18 protein-coding genes and 1 pseudogene are annotated in these 19,638 nt (G+C 63.4%); 7 read left to right on the top strand and 12 right to left on the bottom strand.

The features are described 5' to 3' along the window. Window position 1 precedes the first annotated feature (1 nt). Together ACFOMF_RS00960 and katG are read left to right on the top strand one after the other, a co-directional pair. Window positions 2-130 (top strand): hypothetical protein, encoded by a 129-nt coding sequence (locus ACFOMF_RS00960; RefSeq protein ID WP_386360334.1) that lies wholly within the window; start codon window positions 2-4, stop codon window positions 128-130. Window positions 131-485: 355 nt separating this feature from the next. Then, the gene (gene katG, locus ACFOMF_RS00955) at window positions 486-2,717 is read left to right on the top strand and encodes a catalase/peroxidase HPI (RefSeq protein WP_386360332.1); all 2,232 of its coding nucleotides are present in this window, start codon (window positions 486-488) and stop codon (window positions 2,715-2,717) included. 260 nt (window positions 2,718-2,977) lie between these two features. Here katG and ACFOMF_RS00950 read toward each other — a convergent pair whose 3' ends face one another. Continuing rightward, entirely contained in the window at window positions 2,978-3,397 is a 420-nt protein-coding gene (locus ACFOMF_RS00950) for a BRO family protein (RefSeq protein WP_386360330.1), read from the bottom strand. Window positions 3,398-3,583: 186 nt separating this feature from the next. On the opposite strand from ACFOMF_RS00950, the gene ACFOMF_RS00945 reads away from it, so the two are divergent. Together ACFOMF_RS00945 and ACFOMF_RS00940 are read left to right on the top strand one after the other, a co-directional pair. Beyond that, window positions 3,584-4,009, top strand: a complete 426-nt coding sequence (locus ACFOMF_RS00945) for a transcriptional regulator (RefSeq protein WP_386360328.1) — start codon at window positions 3,584-3,586, stop codon at window positions 4,007-4,009. Between the two features lie 148 nt (window positions 4,010-4,157). Continuing rightward, window positions 4,158-5,159, top strand: a complete 1,002-nt coding sequence (locus ACFOMF_RS00940) for an alpha/beta fold hydrolase (protein ID WP_386360327.1) — start codon at window positions 4,158-4,160, stop codon at window positions 5,157-5,159. Between the two features lie 94 nt (window positions 5,160-5,253). On the opposite strand, the gene ACFOMF_RS00935 is transcribed toward ACFOMF_RS00940, so the two are convergent. The 7 genes from ACFOMF_RS00935 to ACFOMF_RS00905 all read right to left on the bottom strand — a co-directional run bounded on the left by ACFOMF_RS00935 (window position 5,254) and on the right by ACFOMF_RS00905 (window position 13,250). Then, window positions 5,254-5,847 (bottom strand): exopolysaccharide biosynthesis protein, encoded by a 594-nt coding sequence (locus ACFOMF_RS00935; RefSeq protein ID WP_386360325.1) that lies wholly within the window; start codon window positions 5,845-5,847, stop codon window positions 5,254-5,256. Between the two features lie 370 nt (window positions 5,848-6,217). Beyond that, window positions 6,218-6,553, bottom strand: coding sequence for a DUF3325 domain-containing protein (locus tag ACFOMF_RS00930; RefSeq protein ID WP_386360323.1), 336 nt, complete (start codon window positions 6,551-6,553; stop codon window positions 6,218-6,220). Window position 6,554: 1 nt separating this feature from the next. Beyond that, complete coding sequence (locus tag ACFOMF_RS00925; RefSeq protein WP_386360321.1) at window positions 6,555-8,219, bottom strand: PepSY-associated TM helix domain-containing protein; 1,665 nt, start codon at window positions 8,217-8,219, stop codon at window positions 6,555-6,557. Then, entirely contained in the window at window positions 8,216-8,503 is a 288-nt protein-coding gene (locus tag ACFOMF_RS00920; RefSeq protein WP_313025285.1) for a DUF3649 domain-containing protein, read from the bottom strand. The genes ACFOMF_RS00925 and ACFOMF_RS00920 overlap by 4 nt, the downstream gene beginning before the upstream one ends. After that, on the bottom strand, window positions 8,500-9,411 hold the full coding sequence (locus tag ACFOMF_RS00915) for an alpha/beta hydrolase (RefSeq protein WP_386360319.1): 912 nt from the start codon (window positions 9,409-9,411) through the stop codon (window positions 8,500-8,502). The genes ACFOMF_RS00920 and ACFOMF_RS00915 overlap by 4 nt, the downstream gene beginning before the upstream one ends. Then, window positions 9,408-10,907 (bottom strand): class I SAM-dependent methyltransferase, encoded by a 1,500-nt coding sequence (locus tag ACFOMF_RS00910; protein ID WP_386360317.1) that lies wholly within the window; start codon window positions 10,905-10,907, stop codon window positions 9,408-9,410. The genes ACFOMF_RS00915 and ACFOMF_RS00910 overlap by 4 nt, the downstream gene beginning before the upstream one ends. A gap of 102 nt (window positions 10,908-11,009) precedes the next feature. Then, window positions 11,010-13,250 (bottom strand): FepA family TonB-dependent siderophore receptor, encoded by a 2,241-nt coding sequence (locus ACFOMF_RS00905; RefSeq protein WP_386360316.1) that lies wholly within the window; start codon window positions 13,248-13,250, stop codon window positions 11,010-11,012. Window positions 13,251-13,659: 409 nt separating this feature from the next. On the opposite strand from ACFOMF_RS00905, the pseudogene ACFOMF_RS00900 reads away from it, so the two are divergent. From ACFOMF_RS00900 to ACFOMF_RS00890, 3 genes and pseudogenes are all read left to right on the top strand, one after another. Beyond that, window positions 13,660-14,213, top strand: a pseudogene (locus tag ACFOMF_RS00900) (LysR substrate-binding domain-containing protein); the annotation flags it as partial. 104 nt (window positions 14,214-14,317) lie between these two features. Next, the gene (locus tag ACFOMF_RS00895) at window positions 14,318-15,127 is read left to right on the top strand and encodes a motility protein A (RefSeq protein ID WP_386360314.1); all 810 of its coding nucleotides are present in this window, start codon (window positions 14,318-14,320) and stop codon (window positions 15,125-15,127) included. Between the two features lies 1 nt (window position 15,128). Continuing rightward, the gene (locus ACFOMF_RS00890; RefSeq protein ID WP_386360312.1) at window positions 15,129-15,851 is read left to right on the top strand and encodes an OmpA/MotB family protein; all 723 of its coding nucleotides are present in this window, start codon (window positions 15,129-15,131) and stop codon (window positions 15,849-15,851) included. 265 nt (window positions 15,852-16,116) lie between these two features. On the opposite strand, the gene ACFOMF_RS00885 is transcribed toward ACFOMF_RS00890, so the two are convergent. The 4 genes from ACFOMF_RS00885 to ACFOMF_RS00870 all read right to left on the bottom strand — a co-directional run bounded on the left by ACFOMF_RS00885 (window position 16,117) and on the right by ACFOMF_RS00870 (window position 19,373). After that, window positions 16,117-16,428, bottom strand: a complete 312-nt coding sequence (locus ACFOMF_RS00885) for a type II toxin-antitoxin system RelE family toxin (protein ID WP_386360310.1) — start codon at window positions 16,426-16,428, stop codon at window positions 16,117-16,119. Then, window positions 16,394-16,666: a type II toxin-antitoxin system Phd/YefM family antitoxin gene (locus tag ACFOMF_RS00880; protein WP_386360308.1), complete on the bottom strand. Its 273-nt coding sequence runs from the start codon at window positions 16,664-16,666 to the stop codon at window positions 16,394-16,396. Before ACFOMF_RS00880 ends, ACFOMF_RS00885 begins: the two co-directional genes overlap by 35 nt. 535 nt (window positions 16,667-17,201) lie before the next feature. Then, the gene (locus tag ACFOMF_RS00875) at window positions 17,202-17,897 is read right to left on the bottom strand and encodes a GNAT family N-acetyltransferase (protein WP_386360306.1); all 696 of its coding nucleotides are present in this window, start codon (window positions 17,895-17,897) and stop codon (window positions 17,202-17,204) included. A 738-nt stretch (window positions 17,898-18,635) separates the two neighbouring features. Continuing rightward, window positions 18,636-19,373 carry an NYN domain-containing protein gene (locus ACFOMF_RS00870; RefSeq protein WP_386360304.1) on the bottom strand — a complete coding sequence of 246 codons (738 nt, stop codon included), beginning with the start codon at window positions 19,371-19,373 and terminating at the stop codon, window positions 18,636-18,638. Window positions 19,374-19,638 lie beyond the last annotated feature (265 nt).

Genomic DNA, 19,638 nt, shown 5'->3' with positions numbered 1-19,638 from the left:
CGTGAGAAAGAAGAAACCCGTCGACCCCGTCCGCCAGCAACAGAAAAACCATGCTTACCGGATCGGCTGGCTGATCGCGCTGGCCGGTATTGTCTGTGGGTTCGTGCTGCTGACCATGAATTCGGCCTGAACCAGACTGCGGCCCGCTGACGGCGAGCCGCGCGGTTTCAGGGTTGCCTGGGCCGGTTCAGCCGACATCTCCCCTAGGGTGGGCTGAAGGGAATCGGGGTCTGTCCCCGAATGGTTTTCTTCAAAGCTCAAGGCCTGCTTCGCCAGCGTACATGGCGCGCTGAAAGACGACGACGTGTTCTGCATCAATTTCGTCGAGGAAATCGAGAGGGAAATTGGGGTCTGTCACCGAATGCGGTCCCCGAATGCGAGACTGGCTGGTAGGGTTTTGTTCAGGCCTGGCCTCAGTGCTAAATTCCCTAATTCCCTTGGAAGCGGCGCTTGATCGCATCAACGATAACCGTGAGGACAAGAACATGAATGATGAGTCTGGAGAAAAGGCGGGTGGCGTCTGCCCATTCGGTCATGGCGCCGGCGCGCCCCGCAAACGCCCGACCAATCGCGACTGGTGGCCCGAGGCGCTCAGCCTCACCTCACTGAATCAGCACTCGCCGCGCTCGAATCCGTACGGTGGCGATTTTGACTACGCCGCCGCGTTCAACTCGCTCGATCTCGATGCGGTGATCGCCGACCTGCACGCCGTGATGACGGATTCCCAGGATTGGTGGCCGGCGGACTTCGGTCATTACGGCGGGCTGTTCATCCGGATGGCCTGGCACAGTGCGGGCACCTACCGGATCACTGACGGCCGGGGCGGCGCCGGCGGTGGCCAGCAGCGCTTCGCGCCGCTCAACAGCTGGCCGGACAACGCCGCGCTGGACAAGGCCCGGCGTCTGCTCTGGCCGATCAAGCAGAAGTACGGGCGCAAGCTCTCGTGGGCTGATCTGTATGTGCTCACGGGCAATGTTGCCCTGGAATCCATGGGCTTCAAGACGTTCGGCTTCGCCGGCGGTCGTGCCGACACCTGGGAGCCGGAAGAACTCTTCTGGGGGCCTGAGGGCACCTGGCTGGGCGACGAGCGCTACAGCGGCGAACGGCAACTGCACCCGGGCCTGGGCGCAGTGCAGATGGGCTTGATCTACGTGAACCCGGAAGGCCCGAACGGCAACCCCGACCCGAAGGCGGCGGCCATCGACATCCGCGAAACCTTTGGCCGCATGGCGATGGACGACTACGAAACCGTGGCGCTGATCGCCGGGGGACACACCTTCGGCAAGACTCACGGCGCGGGTGATCCCTCGCTGATGGGACCGGATCCTGAGGGCGCCGTCATCGAGGACCAGGGCCTGGGCTGGCGCAGCCGATACAAGAGCGGGGTAGGGGCCGACGCTGTCACCTCGGGCCTGGAAGTCATCTGGAGCCAGACCCCGACGAAGTGGTCCAACTACTTCTTCGAGAATCTGTTCAACTTCGAGTGGGAGCTGACCAAGAGCCCGGCGGGCGCCCATCAATGGCAAGCCAAGGACGTGCCGGAAATCATTCCCGACCCCTTCGACCCGAACAAGAAGCGCAAGCCGACCATGCTGACCACGGACCTGTCGCTGCGCTTCGATCCAGCCTACGAAAAGATCTCACGGCATTTCCTGGAAAACCCGGACGAGTTCGCCGACGCCTTCGCCCGCGCCTGGTTCAAGCTGACCCACCGCGACATGGGGCCGATCGGCCGCTACCTCGGGCCGCTGGTGCCGAAGGAAAGACTGATCTGGCAGGACCCGATCCCCGAGCGCGACCACCCCGTCATCGACGAGGCGGACATCGCCGCGCTCAAGCAGAAGCTCCTGGGCATGGGCTTTTCCGTCTCCGAGCTGGTCTCGGTGGCCTGGGCTTCGGCGGCCACCTATCGCGGCTCGGACAAGCGTGGCGGCGCCAACGGCGCACGCATCCGCTTCGCGCCGCAAAAGGACTGGGAGATCAACAACCCGCCGCTACTGGAGAAGGTGCTGCACAAGATCGGCGAGATCCAGGCCGAGTTCAACGGCTCGGCAACGGGCGGCAAGAAGGTCTCCATGGCGGACCTGATCGTGCTGGCCGGCTGCGCCGCCATCGAAAAGGCCGCCAAAGACGGCGGAGTGGACGTCACGGTCCCCTTCACCCCCGGGCGGATGGATGCCCTGGAGGAATGGACCGATGCCCAGTCCTTCGAAGCGCTGCGCCCGGTGGCGGACGGCTTCCGTAACTACTACCACGAGTCGCACTTCATGGCGCCCGAGGAAGCGCTGGTCGACAAGGCGCATCTGCTGCGCTTGAGCGCGCCGGAAATGACCGTGCTGGTGGGCGGCATGCGGGTGCTGGGTACCAATGCGGACGGCGGCCAGGAAGGCGTCTTCACCCAGCGCGTGGGCACACTGTCGAACGACTTCTTCGTCAACCTGCTGGACATGAAGAACGAATGGACAGCGACCGAACACAAGAACCGCTTCCAGGGCCTCGATCGCAAGACCCGCCAACCCACCTGGAGCGCCACCCGAGTGGACCTGATCTTCGGCTCGCAATCGGAGCTACGCGCCCAGGCCGAGGTGTACGGCATGGCCGACGGCAACGAAAAGTTCGTGCATGACTTCGTCGCCGCCTGGGACAAGGTGATGAACGCGGACCGGACCGATATCGGCAAGCCGGCGGATATTTTCAGCCAGAAACTCTCTGCGTGAGCCGAGCGGCGGCGCTCTTCGGGGCGCCGCTGCGTATTCCAGACAGGCGTAGGGTGGAAAACGGCGAAGCCTTTTCCACGCCTTTGCCAGCCTTCACCTAAGCATCCAAACAATCTCGTCGCCGCACCAGTCGCCGGAATAAACGCCAGCCCTGACCGCTCCGGGGTAATTGGTTATTGCGGGGTTCTTTCGGGTTCTTTCGGGGTCCGGGTTCTTTCGGGGTCTGACCCCGATTCTTTCCTCTGATTGTTCCATCCCGGTTATCTGGCCGCCCGCACCATGTCAAAGGTCTCGACTACGTCCCGCATGCGTATCCACCAGTCATCCTGCCAGTCCAGGATTTGCAACTGTCGGCCGAATAGATGCACCCAACTCGATTTGGGATTGCATAGCTGGGGCAGGAGACGGTGAGTAAGCCAGGCGGTAAAGCGGGGCGCATGTAAGGACTGGCTGGCAAAGGCCAGGCGATAGACATTCTCCAGATCCAGCCGTGGCTCGGGATGGTCGGCCTCGCCGAAGCTCAGGCCTTCCACCCGGCAGTACTGGTGGATCGCAAGAGCACCATCGGGATAGTCGAGCAGGCAGGCGACTTCGTTGCCATCGAACCAGAGACGACCGTCGTTTCCATGACGAATAGAAAGACGCAGTCCCTCGAAACGAGGGTAATGGGGAATTGGCATGTCCTTTTACCTCTGTATGAAAACAGCTTTCGCACTCAATCGGAGTCAGTTAATCGGGGTCTGTCCCTGGTCGTTCCCTTTCCCGGCGTTCTTGGATGTTCTTGCGAGCGAATGAAAGCATGAATTCAATTTTAAATACAATCGTATGTTCAATAAGGCATGGAGCTGGAACTTAACGTCCCCTCCATGAATGAAAAAATGGAATTCGCCGAACGCCTGCGCAGCGCCATGCTCGCCGCCGGCTACCCTGATCGCCCTGCCGTCCTGGAAAGGGAGTTCAATTCCCGCTACTGGGGCCGATCGGTCACCTTCCAGGCGGTTTCGCGCTGGCTGGGCGGAAAGTCCATTCCATCGCAGGACAAGCTCCAGGTCATTGCCCAATGGTTGAAGGTCGAGCCCCAGGCCCTGCGCTTCGGTGATCGTGCGGTATCGGCGATCCGCGAGCAGCGAGCGCAGTGGGAAGACCCGCGCTTCTATCGCGAGCGCGAAGCCATCGACGCCTTCCTGGCGTTACCGGCCGAGCAGCGCAAAGTCGTCCGCGATGTGATCAGGGCCTTTGCCAAGGCAGGCGACGGCGCATCTCCTGGCAAGGACGATAAAAAAACGCGTTGATGTTCGCCTGCGGGGAAAACGGGGGGAGACGGGGTCTGTCCCCCGTGTCCAGGCGATGTTCGACCATCAGTCGCACGGTCCCGGCGCGTCAGGAACAGTGCCCCAACGGCGGGTTCTAGTCTGGATAGACCCGCCACCGGAGACCCTCATGCCATCCTTCCTGATCCGCAGCGCCGTCGCCATGGCCGCGTCTGCCGCCTATCTCGTCTATCGTCAGCACAAGACCGAAGAAGAATGCCCGCCCACCGGCCAGTTCGTGGAAGTAGAAGGTGTTCGGCTGCACTACACCGAAAAGGGCAGCGGCCGGCCGTTGGTGCTGCTGCACGGCGCCGCCACCATGGGCGTCGATTTCGAGCTTAGTGGGCTGCTGGACAAGGCGGCCGGGCATTACCGGGTGATTGTCTTCGACCGCCCCGGTTACGGCCACAGCGACCGCCCGGTCGACCGCCCCTGGGACCCCACCGCGCAGGCCCGGTTGTTCCACGGCGCATTTCGCGCACTCGGCATCGAGCGGCCGCTGGTGCTCGGTCATTCCTGGGGCGCCATGCTGGCCGTCGCGCTGGGTCTGGATTACCCCGAATCGGTTTCCGGGCTGGTGCTGGCGGGCGGCTACTTCTATCCCGTGTCCCGCCCAGAAATGATGCTGGCCCAGCAGCCATCGATACCTGTAGTCAGCGATCTGATGCGCCATACCATCACGCCCTGGCTGGTGCGCGCCGCCTGGCCGATGCTGATCAAGCGCGTGTTCGCGCCTGGCGAGGTACCGGCCCGCTTCAACGAGTTCCCCACCTGGATGGCCCTGCGCTCCTCCTCCCTTCAGGCGGCGTCAGATGAGCTCGGCCTGTTGATCTCTTCGGCCACGGCCCTCAGCCCACGCTATGGCGAACTCAAAGTCCCCACCACCATTATCGTGGGACGCGAGGATGCCCTTTTGCCCATGGACAAGCATTCGGCGCAACTGCACGCCGCGCTGCCCGAGGCGGATTACCGTGAGCTGGAAGGGGTGGGGCACATGCTTCATTACCAGGCGACCGATGCGGTGCTCGACGCCATCGATAGCGTCGCGGTCAAGGCTGAATCATCAATCGGCACACCCCCAGCCATGCCTCCGAGCGATCCGCTGGCGGATGGCCCGAGGCCGGATGCCTAGCCGGAGAGAAAACGGGGCCGCGGGAATCGGGGGCCGGGAATTGGAGAGCGGGAATTGGAGCGAGCGGGAATTGGGGTCTGTCCCTCATTCCTGTTCAGAACAGGAGTACCCGCAGCACGCTGAACACCAGGACCGCGCAGAAGCCCAAGGCGATCAGCACCATGACCCCGTCCCGAGCCATCAACCCCAGCCCCAGTACGCTGAACACCGCGCCGGCCAGCGAACTGGTGAAGGGCAGGATCTCCAGTGGTGGCATGGTTACCGCAATGGCGAGACAGAGCAGGGCGACGACGCGCACGGCAGGCCCTGAGGCGAGAAAGACGAGGCGCCGGCGCGATAGCTTGTCCACCACCCGCGCGATCTTCAGCATGAAGTGCTGCGCCTTGTTGAACTTGGGCCGCGACGCGCTGCGCTTGAGCAGCCAGTTCGGCAGCCAGAAGCTGTGCCGGCCGATCAACAGCTGCACGCTGATCAGGGTCACCATCGCCGCGATAAAGGTCGGTATGCCTGGGATGCCCGAGAGCGGCGAGAGCACCAGCAGCCCGGGCACCATCAGCATGACGCCGAAGCTGCACTGGCCCGCCGCCTCGACCATCTCGCCGATGGTTACCCTGCGTTCGGGGTCGCCTGCGTCGCCGAGACGCTCCACCAGCTCGGTCATGGTCTGCGGATCATCTTGCTCTCTCATTTGTTCGCTACTCCGGGGGGAATCTCCAGTTTTAGAGGGGCGGAGCAGGAAAGCATTCGATAATGATTTTTCTCCAAGGAGAGGGATTCGGTGGTTTCGGGGGGGGTCGGGGTCTGACCCCGATTCTTCTCCTTATGCTCGATTCTTATGCGGGGTCTGACCCCGATTCTTTGTTTGCCGATTCTTCCTGATCGCGCTTCACAAGACCGTCAATGTCTAAATCGGTAAATCGGGGTCTGTCCCCGATTCCGCCTCGGGGTCTGACCCCGATTCTTACTCTTGACCCCGATTCTTACTGTCGAAGGTGGAGGCCGGTGACGCCTTTACCCGGGCCGTGCTCGACTTTCTCTTGCCGGCCGGTTCCCAGACTCTACAGGCCGGCATAGACGCACGCCCAGGCCAGGCCGCCGGCGGCCGGTAGCCAGAGCGCCAGGCGCGGCGCGTACGGCAGGAGCATGAGCAGCGCCAGTCCGCCGAGGGAGACCAGCCCGAACCAGGCGACCACTGCCATGCCGCCGGGCCAGACGAAGCTGGCCGCATGGATGGACAGGCCGAGCAGGCCGCCGCCCAGCGGTGCGCAGAGGCGTCGGCAGAAAGCCGGCAGGCGCGGGCTGGCGAGCTGTTTCCAGTGACGTTCCATGCCCAGGCAGAGGCCGAGCATGCCGGCATAGGCCAGCAGCAGGCTGGCGATCAATGCAAGATTCATCTCAATTGGCCTCCGCCAGGGTCTTGGCCGCGCGCCGTGCCGGGCGCTGCTGCGGCGGTTGGCCGACTTTCCAGCAGGTCCAGGCCAACAGCGCGCCGAGCGCCACGGCGCTCGCCTCCAGCCAGAAATGACTGCCCCGGACCATGCCCGCCAGGTTCAGCAACGGCAGGCCGAGGCACAGCGCCGCCGCCAGGCCGAGCTGTTCGCGCCAGGCCTGCAGCCAGGGGCGGACGATGGCGTGGCCGAGGGTCGCCAGCCAGACCAGGAAGAACACCCGCACCTCCCAGCCTCCACGCTGCGCCAGTTCCACCGGCAACAGGCGATTGGCCCAGAGCAACCCCACGCAGGCCAGCGCCAGCCCCGCCACCACGGCGATATTGAGGCGTTCGGCGACGCGGTACAGCAGGGCGCCGACGGCACCTTCGGCCTCGTGCCGGCGGCGGCGCTTGACGGTGAACAGCACCAGCCCGGTGGCGATCATCGCGCAACTGGCCAAACTGCAGAGGAAATACAGCCAGCGCATCGGGTAGCCGCCGAACTGGGCGAAGTGCAGGCCGGCCATGACGCGCTGGGTCAACTGGCTGGGGCGACTTTCCGTCGGCATGCGCAGTACCGCGCCGCTGACGCCATCGAACTGCATGCTCTGGCCCTTGGTCAGCTCGATGCGGTTGCCGAGCACCGGGCGCACCCCGATGCGCGCATCGCTGCGGCCGGGATTCTGGATCGACAGGCCGGCGACCGGCCCGATGACGCGCTCGGCCTCGGCCAGCAGCGGGCCCAGCGCCGTCAACGGTGCCGCCTCGGCCGCTGGCCTGGATTGCTCGCCGGCCCGACCGCCCTGGCCATTCGGGCGTTCGCCACGTCCGGCCGGGCGTTCGCTGGCGCCGTTCTGCCGTTCAGCGCGTTCGCCGGACTGCTCGCCGTGCTGGGCGAGGGTAGGCTGGCGTCCCGCTTCGGCCCGTTGTTCGGCCGGGGCGCCGCGCAATTCGCGGAACAGGGCATCGCGGTCGCCATCGAACAGCGCGTCCATCGCCGCCGGCATGTAGATGAGGTAGAAGATCACCAGGCCGGTGTAGGTGATCATCAGGTGGAACGGCAGCAACAGCACGCCGGTGGCGTTGTGCGCATCGAGCCAGGAGCGCTGGCCCTTGGCCGGCCGGAAGGTGAAGAACTCCTTGAAGATCTTCTTGTGGATGACGATGCCGCTGATCAGCGCCACCAGCATCGCCATCGCCGCCAGGCCGACGACCCAGATGCCGATGTTGCGCGGCATGTTGAGGGTGAAGTGGAAGCGGAAAAAGAAGCCGCCGCCGGCCGTTTCGCGCGCCTCGAGGGGCTCGCCGCTGTGCGGATCGAGATACTGGCCGCCGCCGCGACGCTGTTCGCCGGCGGACACGCTCAGGCTCGGCGAGCGCTCGGTGGGCAGGCCGATGTTCCAGGCGCTGGCGTCGGGGTGCCGGGCCGCCAGGTAGTCGAGGGCACGCTGGGCGGCCTCGGTCTGGTCGATGAGCTGGGTCGGCAGTTCCGGGCGCATCCAGGCGTCGATCTCCTTGTCGAACACCGCCAGGGTGCCGGTGAGGAAGATGGCGAACAGCAGCCAACCGAAGATCAGCCCGCTCCAGGTGTGCAGCCAGGACAGCGATTGGGTGAGGGTTTTCTGTTTCATCCCAGCGTCTCCAGCAATTGTGGCCAGAAGCCGATGACGGCCAGCGGCAATGCCAGCGCCAGCCCTGCCCAGGCCCGCCGGGCGCTGCGGCAGCCGAAGACCCAGAGAATGGCCAGGGTGTAGACGAGGAACGAGGCCAGGGTGGCGACCACCAGCGCGTCGACCTTCGCCAGCGGCAACAGGCGCGCCAGCGCCGCGGTGAACGCATAGGTGAACAGGTAGCCGCCGAGCACGGCGGCCAGGATGCGGGAAATCACCGGCCAGGGTGGGGTAGTGGCTTTCATCGGTCGTTCTCTTCGGTTATCAGGCGTAGCGCCGGCAGGATTGATGCCGGCAGCATCGGGCCATGGCCGAGGCCGGCGAGTTCGCGGTACTCGACGCGCATCCGGGGATAGGCGGACAGCCGCGCCGCCATCTGTGGCGCCGCATCGGCGGGGACGGCGGCCATGGCCTTGGCCCGAGCAGACGGCATGTCATCCGCTGCGCGCGGGCGCGCCTCATCGCCACCGCGCAGAATCAGCAGACGTGCCGCCGTATCGGTGGGCAGGCGCTGTTCGATCTGCAACAGCAGGCCGGACTGCCACCACAGCGAGGGGCTGGCCGCGATGTAGCTCTGGAATGCCTGCGGTCGGGTGAACAGGGTGTCGAGTACGAAGGCGCCGCCATAGGAATGGCCCCAGAGCCCCTGGCGCCGACGGTCTACCGGCTGGCGCGCCTCGACTTGCGGCTTGATGCGCGTTTCGATCAGTTCCAGAAACTGCGCGGCACCGCCCGCGGGGCGCCGCCGCTCGTCGTCCTCCAGCAACGGCTGGCCGGGCTGCGGCGCCGGCGTGTAGTCGTAGACACGGGCTTCGACATCGAAGCGCAGGTCGGTGGCATAGCCGAGCATGACCAGCAACGGCGGGCCACGCTCGTCCATTTCCTCCAGCCAGTCTTCCTCCAGCGCGGCCAGCGCGGCATTGCCGTCCAGCAGGTAGAGCACCGGATAGCCGGCAACCGGCGCGGCGCGCCTGGGAACGGCCAGATCGATGCGGTAGTGGCGGCGTCCATCGGCAGAGTCCAGTTCGAAACGCTCGAAGCGGTAGTACGCCGAGCCGCTGTCGGCCAGCGTCGGGCCGACCTTCTGGGTGAGGTCGGGCTTGGCCGGGGCGGTCAGTGGCAGCAATGCCGCCAGTAGCAGCAGGGTTTTCATCGGCCCACCACCCCGAGTCTCAGCCAGACGGCGAGGGTCTGCTCTTCGAAGTCGAGCAACTGCCTTACCTGCGTCTCGCCGGCCGCCTGCCCGGTGCGTCGTAGCAGTGCCAGTACCGTCTCGCGCAGCAGCTCGCCACGCAGTTGCGGATGCTCCAACAGCACTCGCGCTGCAGCCATCTCCAGCAGGCCGACGGCAATCGGTGCCCCGAGGCTTGGTGCGGCAAGATAACGATAGCCAGCTCCGTGCAGGGCTCCTTCGGCCAATATTCTGTTCAAAGCCTGGCAGCGTTCGATCGCAACGGCGCCGTTCAGCAAGGGGTGGATGTGGCCGGCCCAGGTCAGCATCTGCAAGGCCGTACTGAGACTGCCAATCTGCTCTGCCAGAGCTGGTCGACGCGCCAACTCGGCGAAGCTCTGGGGACCTTCGGCCAAAGCCGCGAGCAGTGGTGCGAAAAGTCGCTCGTCACCCTGCACCGGACCGATTCGGGTGTCGAAGGTCAAACCGCCGTTGGCCGGCGCTCCCGGCAGAGCGCTCCAGCAGCCAGCGAGCAATGCTCGGCGATGCTCGCCTGCCGACAATGCCCGGGGGTTGCGGAGGTACAAGTCTCGACGCTGTGATTGGTTGCGCGCCAAGTCCTTGACCGTTTCTCGCTGTGCAATGTCGGCGATGTCCGTCAGCAGTGGCAGGCAATGGCCGGGCAGCGACAGGGCGTCGATGTTTTCCAGCGGCGTCGCGCTGCCGACGAAACGACAGTCGAACTCGGCGAACTCATCGATCACCTGATCCGCCTGCATGGGGGTCCAGTGCTCGCAGAGCAGCTCGTGCGCCAGGAAGGCGAGATCCTCGTCGTCGGCACGTGCCAGTCGGCGTGCAACGTCCGGATGATCGACGAAGTAGCCGGCGCCCGCGTCCTGCCAATGGCGCAAGGCGTCCAGCCCGGCGCGCAGACGGCTCTGCGGATCGCCTGGCACGCGCTGCGCTGCTTGCCAGAGAAAACGCTGCGCACTGACCATGGCCGACATGCCCGGATGGCTCATGTAGGCGAGATAGATCACTCCGCCGGGCTTGATGTTGCGCTCGATGAAACGCCGGATAGCGGTGCGATTGGCCGGTGATACCCAGGAATAGACGCCATGCAGGACAATGAAGTCGAAGCCCTCGGCATCCGTCTCGTCAGCCAGTTCGCCGAAGCTCGCCTGGCGAAACTCCAGGTTGTCCAGCGCTGCTGCGGCGGCCTGGCGGTGGCCATGATCGATATGCCGGGTATTGAAGTCCACTGCGATAAACTGGCCGGCAGGATTGGCTGCAGCCAGCAGCAGGCTGTTCAGGCCTTGGCCGCAACCCAGTTCGCAATAGCGGAAGCGGGCGGCGATATCCGGCGCATGCTGGCCAAGAGCGGTCAACACTGCGCTCAGCCAGCTGGGCGACAGCTCGGCATGCACGTGGTGCGGGTAGGGGAGGTCGGCCAGGTAGCCGTCGGTCCATAACGTCATGTTCGACTCTTCGCGAAAAAACTCTGCCAGGCCAGGCCAGGCCAGGCTTGGCCTGGCAGAGCGAAATGCCCGTCGCGAACGGCAGGCAAGGAGCACGGTTGATCAGAACGAGGCGGTGACCGATGCGAAGTACGCGCGTCCTGGTTCGTTGTAAGTGGCGGCTCCGGCGCCACCAGAGTTGTTCTCCCGATACAGGCGCTTGTCGAACAGGTTGCTGACACCCGTGCTGAAGCTCCAGGTTTCGTCCAACTCGTAGTTGGCGGTTACGCCGTAGAGGGTGTAGCCGCCGCGAGTCTTCAATTCATCGCCGGTGGCCGCCGCGCCGCGCGAGGTCAGGTTGCGCGGCTCCTGCTCGCCGTAGTGGGTCATGCTGAAGGACAGATCGAACGACTGGGTGACCGCCCAGTCGAGCATCGAGTTGATGGTGTATTTGGGAATCACGGACAGGGGCTCGTTGGTCTCCTTGTTATGATTCTCAATCATGTAGGTGAAGTTGTTGTTCCAGCTGAGGATCTCGCCTGTGGTGCCGAGTAGTGGCACGTTCAGGTTGCCCTCCCAGCCGGCCACCACTGCCTTGGGTGCGTTTTCCCATTTGAAGATGCGACCGTCGACGCTGGTCTGTCCGACCGGCTCCATGCCAGCGGTGATCTTGTTCTTGTAGTCGTTGTGGAAGTAGGTGATCCCCGCGTTCCAGCCATCCTTGTCGTAGGCGATGCCGAGTTCCTTGTTGATACTGATCTCGGCGTCCAGGTTGTCGTTGCCCTGTACGTAGCACCCGGTGCCCAGGCTGGGGAAATCGACCGGGCAACCGTTACCCATGGTGTAGTAGAGATAGTTGGGGTTCGACTGATACAGATTCGGCGCCTTGAATGCGCGGGCAACACCACCCTTGACGGTGATGGCGTCGGTGACCTGGTAGGAGCTGTTCAGGCTCGGGCTCCAGTTGCCGCCGAATTCGCTGTGGCGGTCGAAACGCAGGCCTGGCGTGACGATCCAGCGCGGGTCGATCTCGATGTTGTCTTCGATGAACAGCGCATAGTTGTCGGCATCCGACTTGCCGTCGCGCACGCCGGTATCGGCACCTGGCACCGCACCGCCGGTGCCGGTGCCCTGGGTCATCGAGAAGGGGTCGTTCAGCTCGTCCCGGGTGTACTCGGCACCGACGGTGACGACCTGGTTGAAACCCAGGTTCAGAGGAATGTTCAGTTCGCCGGCCAAGCGATAGCTGTCCAGTTCGGAAGTGGACATGGCAGTATCGGTGTTGATGCTGCCTTCGGAGGCACCGGCCAGGCCTTCGTTCAAACGGCGGTTGCGGGTGTTCTCGTAGGCGGCAACCAATTGCGAGCTGCCGAAATCCCAATCGCCGCGATGGGTCACCGAGGCGGACTGACGATACATGATGTTGGTTTCCTTACCGCCCTCGGCGAGTTCGGTAAGCAGGTCTGAACCCGTGCCCGAGACTGCGCGGTCACCGGCATAAATGTTGCCTTGGCGGCTGAATCCGCCTTCGAACTCAAGGACCTGTTGCGGGTCGAGCTCCCAGCGCAGCAAGCCATTGAGGTCTTTATTGCGTACTCCCTCACGGCCGGCCGGTGGAGTGGCGCCGGTTGCGAACTCTTCATTCAGTGACAAGTCGTCGGCGTCGGTCTTGTTCAGGTTGCCATACAGGCGATAGGACAGCGTGTCCACCAGCGGACCGGCGAGACTGAAGCCCAGGCGGCGGGTATCGCCTTCGGCGCTGTCCTCGGGGATATTGGTGTAGGTGGTGATCGAGCCGGTGTGGTGATCGCTTGGCGCCTTGGTGATGATGTTGACTACGCCCCCCGCAGCGCCCGAGCCGTAGCGCGCCGCCGCCGGGCCGCGCAATACCTCGATGCGTTCCACGGCATCGACCGGCACCCAGTTGGTATCGCCACGCGTGTTGCGCTCGCCGCTGCGCCCCATGCGCACGGAGTTACGTGAACTGACCGGCTTGCCGTCGATGAGGATCAGCGTATTTTCCGGGCCCATGCCACGCAGGTCGATCTGCCGGTTGTTGCCATACTGACCCGTGGCGCTGTTGCCGGTGAGGTTGACGCCGGGCATCTTGCGGATGACGTCGGAGAGGTCGTTGACTGGCGGGCGTTTCTTGATGTCTTCGGCGGTAATGATCGAAACGCCTGGCGCCTGCTTCAGCTCTTGTTCGGCGGTGCCCAGTACATAGGTATCCTGCAACTGCAAGGCATTGTCGGCCGGTTCCACCCTGGCACCTTCGGCTTCTGGTTCCGAGGTTTGCGCCAGCAAGGCCGGAGAAGCGGCCATCAGAGCCAGGAAAAGGGGGCTGAACTTGAATCGTGGATGCATCGACAACGCTCCTGGTTGCAGTGTGGAACATGCGTAGGGAGCGGAACACTGTTGGGCTGACAGAGTTAACGCGCTCACAACCTACGCGGGTTGAGCGCAAATGATAGTCATTTTCATTAGCTAGTAAAGATCATTTACAAACTATGTATCTCGCAACTGGATGACCACGTAGCCAGGGGGCGCCCTTCTCCGGTCAGATCACGCTCCACCCGATCGCGCATTTCGCTGTCGCGCAGGTCGCTTTCGCAGGCGACCCGCAGGGCTCAGCGGCGTGCGCAATTCATGGGAGAGGGCGGTACCAGCGTGTCGAGAGCGCTGCCACGCACGGCGTTGGCCTGTCGGAGCAGCCGTTCGAGCGGAGAAATCAGCAGCGTATAGAGAGGCCAGCAGAGCGATCGCGGTTCGCTGACTAGTGCCCCGGGTCTGCATGCTGCGCGACTCCCATCCTGATATCGACCTGCGCTTTCACACCTCGCACGAGCCAGTCGCGCTGGATGGCGTCACGGCCGATGTCGCCATCCGCTACGGCGATGGCCGTTGGCCGGGGCTGGTGGCGTCCCGGTCTGCAGCCCACACCTCGGTCTGCACGCTGCGGCCGACCTGCCCAGGCACTCGCTGATCCACTTTCGTAACCAGGCCGCTGTTTCATCGCCCCGCGATTGGGCGGCGTGGCAGAAACTGGCCAACGTGCCAGGGCTGGATGTCAGCGCCGGGCTGGTCTTCTCCGACGAGACCCATGCCATCTCGGCGGCCATCGGCGCACAGGGCGTGGCATTGATGAGCCGTCAGTTGATCGAGGATGCGTTGAGGGAAGGGCGGCTGGTGCAGCCGTTCGGGCCGGAACTCGAGGGCAAGCCGTTTCACCTGGTTTATCCGGAGAGTCGTCGGAATGATCCGACAGTTCTGGCGGTGAGGAAGTGGGTGATGGGGGTGCCGGGTGGGTTGTATGAGGTGATGGACTGATGTCTTGTCCCCGATTTCTCCTGGCAGGTCCCGCCGCTGGCTGCCGGGCTCGATGGCGCAATGCTATTATCCTGCGTTTCAGCCCCGCCGTGGCCGGAGTGTCGATGAACCCTTCAACCCTGATCGGCATTATCGCGAGCATCGGGCTGCTGACAGTCGTGATGCTGTTCGCAGCGGAAGATCCGTCGCTGTACATCGATCTGCCCAGCCTCGGCATCGTGCTCGTCGGCACCCTGGCCGCGACCTTCATCAGCTACCCACTGCGGGAAGTCATGCGGGTGTTCGGGCTGATCTGGACGGTGCTGCGCAACGAGCGCCTGTATACCCGCCAGGATCTCGAGGAACTGGTGCAGATCTCCCGGCTGTGGATCCGCGGCGACCTGCCGGCGGTCGAGCGCGCCGTGGAAAAGGTCGGCAATCCGTTCCTGCGCACCGGGGTGCAATTGGTGATCGACAATACCCCGGAAGAAGACATCCTTGACCTGATGCAATGGCGCATCGCCCAACTGCGCGCCCGGGAAAATGCCGAGGCGCAACTGTTCCGGGCCATGGCCAGCTATGCCCCGGCGTTCGGCATGATCGGCACGCTGGTCGGGCTGATCAACCTGATGTTCATGCTCGGCAGCGGCGACATGGAACTGATCGGTCGCAGCCTCGCCGTGGCGCTGATGACCACCTTCTATGGCGTACTACTGGCCAACCTGATCCTCAAACCGGTGGCAGTGAAGCTCGAGCGTCGTACCGAACAGCGTGTCGCATTGATGAACCTGGTGATGCAGGGCATCTCGATGATGTGCAACCGCCGCAGCCCGGCGTACATGCGTGAGACCCTGAGGTCCTTCATCGCCCATCACGATGACGAGATCCGCGACGGCAGCGCCGGCGCACAGCGTATCAAGCAGCAGGACGCCTGAGGTGAACGGGCAATCGCACGGTCGTTTTGCGAAGTGGCATATCGAGCCGCGCCAGGAAGAGGAACAGGAAGCCTGGCTGCTGACCTATCTGGACATGCTCACCCTGCTGCTGGTGATGCTGGTGGTCATGCTCGCCCTGGCCGGCAAGGGTGACGGCCAGCACGCCCGGGCCGCCACAGGCGCCGGTGCCCAGGACCAGACCCTGAGCGACCAACCCCTGGAGCTTGCGGCCTCGGCCCAGCCGATACCCCCGATCGTCGCCAACCCGGCAATCGTCACACCTGCCGAGGTGGATGCACGCGAGGCGCTGGCGATGGATCTGGGGGAAGACATCGAGGTGATCGTCAACGACGGCAGCATCAGCTTTCGCATCAACAGCGAGATTCTCTTCGGTTCCGGCCAGGCCGAGCTGGAAAATGCCGGGCTGGACGTGATCGACCGCCTGATTCCAACCCTGGTGGCGGGCCAGCACCGGATACTCGTCGAGGGTCATACCGACAACCTGCCGATCCAGACCGAACGCTTCCCTTCCAACTGGGAACTCTCGGCCAGCCGAGCCAGCAGCGTGGTGCGCTACCTGCAGCTCGCCGGCATCGACGCGACGCGCATGAGCGCCACCGGCTACGCCGACATCCGCCCGCTCGGCGACAACGGCAACGAACAGGGGCGCGCCAGCAACCGTCGCGTCGAACTGATCATGCAGACCCAGCCGGACAAGCGTTGAGGAAGCCTCAAGCCTCAAGAGCATGCAGTCCCGCAGGGTCAGCCCAGAGCCCAGGATAAATCGGGGTCTGTCCCTGAGGAATCCAGCACATCATCATTAACGCAGGTTACGAGATCAGCTGGTGGCCGGCCGACGAAGGCGAATGGATTCAGGCCAACATCGATGCTGTTGTCTGTGATTATCGAGCATTGACGGAAATCTTCGAGCGCTGCATCGGCAAACGCAATCGGGGTCCAACGCAATCGGGGTCTGTCCCCGATTCCGCCTAGCGATTGGCAGCGCTGCCATATGCCTTGCTTCGTTCCCGCTTGCCCACAGCGATTACCGTGACAACCAGACAGCTGTCGATCACTTCATAGACCAAGCGGTAGCCGATGGAGCGAAGCTTGATCTTGTAGCAGTTGGGCATGTCCCGGAGCTTGTCTGCCTCGATTCGGGGATTCTCAAGGCGTTCTCTCAGCTTCTTAGCGAACTGCAGCTGGATGGTGTTACCCAGCTTGCTCCATTCCTTGAGTGCCTGAGCGTTGAACTCCAGGGCGTACTTAGTCGGCTCCGCCGGCTTGCGCGATGAGGTCATCGATCTCTACTCGTACAGTAGGTTCACCAGCGCGAGCGCGTACGATTTCAGCCAACCTTAGATCGTCAATCAGCTCCAGCATGGCTTCATAGCGTGCGGGCGGCACGGCATAGAACGCTGGTTCGTTTCGATTGAGGATCACGACCGTTTCGCCGCCACCTTCGCGGATGGTGCCCATTGGGTCCTTTTTTAGTTCTGTCACCGACGCCGCAACGTCAGCCAGTACCGTGTAAGTCATCGCCATATCCACCTGTTCTCTGCTATCCGCGCTTCTAGGGTGCCTGAGCTCTATCTGTGGGCCGAACCGTCAAGCTTCGTTGAGCTAATGTGGGTTCTCTACTGTGGGCCGAGCTGTCTTGATTAAGGTCTTCGTAAGGTCATTGTGCGAACGAGGTAAGCGCGCATAGCGTAGCACTCTGAAAAGCACTCGGTAAGATGTTTTTTGATGTGCTTTGTGATTTTGCGCTGTGCCGCGATCAGGTGCCCAAAAAGGCCAAAATCTACAGCAAGCGGGGGAGAGCGATGACGGGGACGAGCTGGAGGCCCCGGTTTTACTGGCTTCCAGCTTCTGCGATGGCAGGTGCCGATCTTTCACCGTACGCTGTTCGCCGATCGGCAGCGCAATCGGCTAGCTCGCAGCCTCGGGTGCCGACGGGTAATCATGTTGAATGAGCGGCCCGGGCGCGCAGCAATAATCCTGTCCCTTTGTTGATCGTCTTTCATGCTGCTGGAAGACGGCGGCGCCTTCTCGCTGAGCGCGCTTCACAAGACCGTCAATGCAAGCGCCTGGCTGCAGCGTATGTCTCGATCAGGTGAACGGCCTGTTGGGCCATCTGGTCGAGCAGGCGATCACGCTTTTTCTCGGCGTCGCTCATGGCTTTGCGCCCGTGCTGCTGCACTAGGTAGCTGTGAATCTGCCGAACCTCCTTCGATTGAAAGATCGGCTGCAAGTCCTGCACCGCCACCATGCCGTTGGACGCCTGGGGCCGCGTATTCATCACCACCTGCGGGCCGCGCACCGTCAACGGCTGAAAGCCCAGCGCGGTGAAGTACGGTACCTTGCCGGCCACGCACGCCACTTCCGCATGGGAATAGCGCGCCACCATCGCTTCGACCATGGCCCGGCCGATGCCAAGCCGGCGATGGCTGGCCTGGACCGCGAGATAGACCAGCGCACAGGCATCGGGATCATCGACATACGGCAGGTATAGCGCAAAACCGTGCAACACGGCCGGGTCGTCGGCATCCAGCGCCATGATCAGTCCCGGCTTGCCGGCCTGGGCGCCCTCCATGCTGTCCAGATAGCGATGCACCTCGAAACCCACCACGTACTGATACAGCGGATATAGTGGGTTGCTGGGTGTGAGCGATACCGGGCTGATGTCGCTGAGGTAGTCCACCACCATCTGCAGCACCTGGCTTTTCATGGCTTCCGGCGGCGGTGTGTCCAGGTGGGCGAGGGTGAACATGGACTGGGGGCTCCGGGGGCCGTGAGGCGAGAGCCGTATTGTAGCCGGCACCGCGCCCCGAGCGGGGGGAGGTCTAGGTCGTTTCGGCGTTTGGGCTGAGAATAATCGGGGTCTGTCCCCGATTTCTACCCCCGCTTAGTTAAGCTCGAACCTTCAGGCGACTCGGACTTCGATCCCCGTCAGGAGGCCGAGTGTAGGTGTTGCGTAGGGGGACGCGAGGCATGGACGCCGAGCGAGGAGCGAAGGGACAGGGATGTCCCTTCGTGACGGCCCCCGGAGCGGCACCGGAGCGAGGGAAGTCTGGCCGAAGGCCAGACCCGGATGTCGGGGTGGCCTTCTCTTTGGTTACTTTCTCTTGGCCAGACAAGAGAAAGTGACTCGCCGTGCAAGGCGAAACCTGTCGGTTGCGGCCGGGAAAGTGTAGAGGTTGGTTGCGCGATTTTAATCGTGGTCTGTCCCCGATTTCTCCCTGCATGAGGCTGTCGAACAACTGGCAGATCTGCTCCGGCCACCAGACGAATTCCCGCTGGATGGCCGGCAGGATGTATTCCCTGGCGGCGACCTTGTCCAGAAGCTGCTTGATGGTTCCACCCGGTTTGTACATGAAGGTTCCTTGGGGACGGGCTGGGAAAGGAATCGAGGATTCGTCCCTGATTCTGACGGGAACGCGAGTGCGGCGGTAGCCGGGCTGCTGCGCGTCCGGCCAGGGGGCGGGTGGGTGAACGGAATCCTGGTTGGCTATCTGATCTGCGCATCCGGCGGCAGCTCCGCCGGGGGGCGCCGAGGTCGCGGACAGGTCGACCGAAGCCCGTCGATATGCTCGTTGAGCCCTTCGGCAACCGAGCGCCACATCGGGTCGAGAATGAAGTCGATCCCTTCGCGCCGCGCCAGCTTCGCGGCCGGGACGAAGTCGGCATCTCCGGCGATCAGGACGATCTGGTCGACCTGCTTCTTGAATGCCAGGGCGGCGACATCGACACCGATGCGCATATCCACGCCTTTCTGCCGCGTCTCGACCTTCACATCGTCTGGTCCGAGATCCTCGAACCGGAGCCTGCCCTTGAGCAACTGTTCGATCTTGTCCGGCTTGATGGTCCAGCGGGCGTCGCTGGAAAGGTGGCCGAGCCGCAAGGCGACCTTGCGTTTGGTGAGCAGGATTCGGTGCAGTTCGATACGGAAAAGCGCCTCGTCCGATTTGGCGAAATCGATGGCTCGCTTGCTGATGGGGTTGTGCAGCTTTTTCGCCAGGGGCGGGCAGTCGTAAAAGAAGATCCGATAAAGCTCCCGCTTCGGAACCTGTACAGGCGGAAGATTGCCCGTTGTCGCTGCACGCCTCGGCCGGGGAGGCACCAGGTGGGTGACCGCCCAGCGATGCAAGCATTCCGCCGCACGCTGCGCGTTGTAGGCGTTCTCCGGCTCCAGTGCCCTGAAGCGCTTAACGAAGAAACCGCCGTCCACAAGAATTGCTGTCGCCATCCGTGACTCCAGAAACAAAAACGCCCAGGGGGTCGGCACGTCCGGGATAGGTGGGACGGCTTACTGCCAAGGGCGGGATGCACGGAGGATAGTGCTGCAGGGCAAAGGCGTCAATGATCGGCCGCGAGGCACGAAGCGACTTCCCCCGCGCAGCGCTTATTGAGCCAGCTTCGTGTCTTGCACCGCCGTAAGCGCTCCATAAACCCCACCTTCAACTGAGCTATCCGTTTCCGGATGCTGGGCTCCCTGTTTTCCCCAGTGGAGC

It is taken from the genome of Stutzerimonas tarimensis (assembly GCF_042648805.1).
Taxonomy (GTDB): Bacteria; Pseudomonadota; Gammaproteobacteria; order Pseudomonadales; family Pseudomonadaceae; genus Azomonas; species Azomonas tarimensis.
Note: the sequence above shows the minus strand (reverse complement) of the source record. Positions and strands in the feature narration are given on the sequence as shown.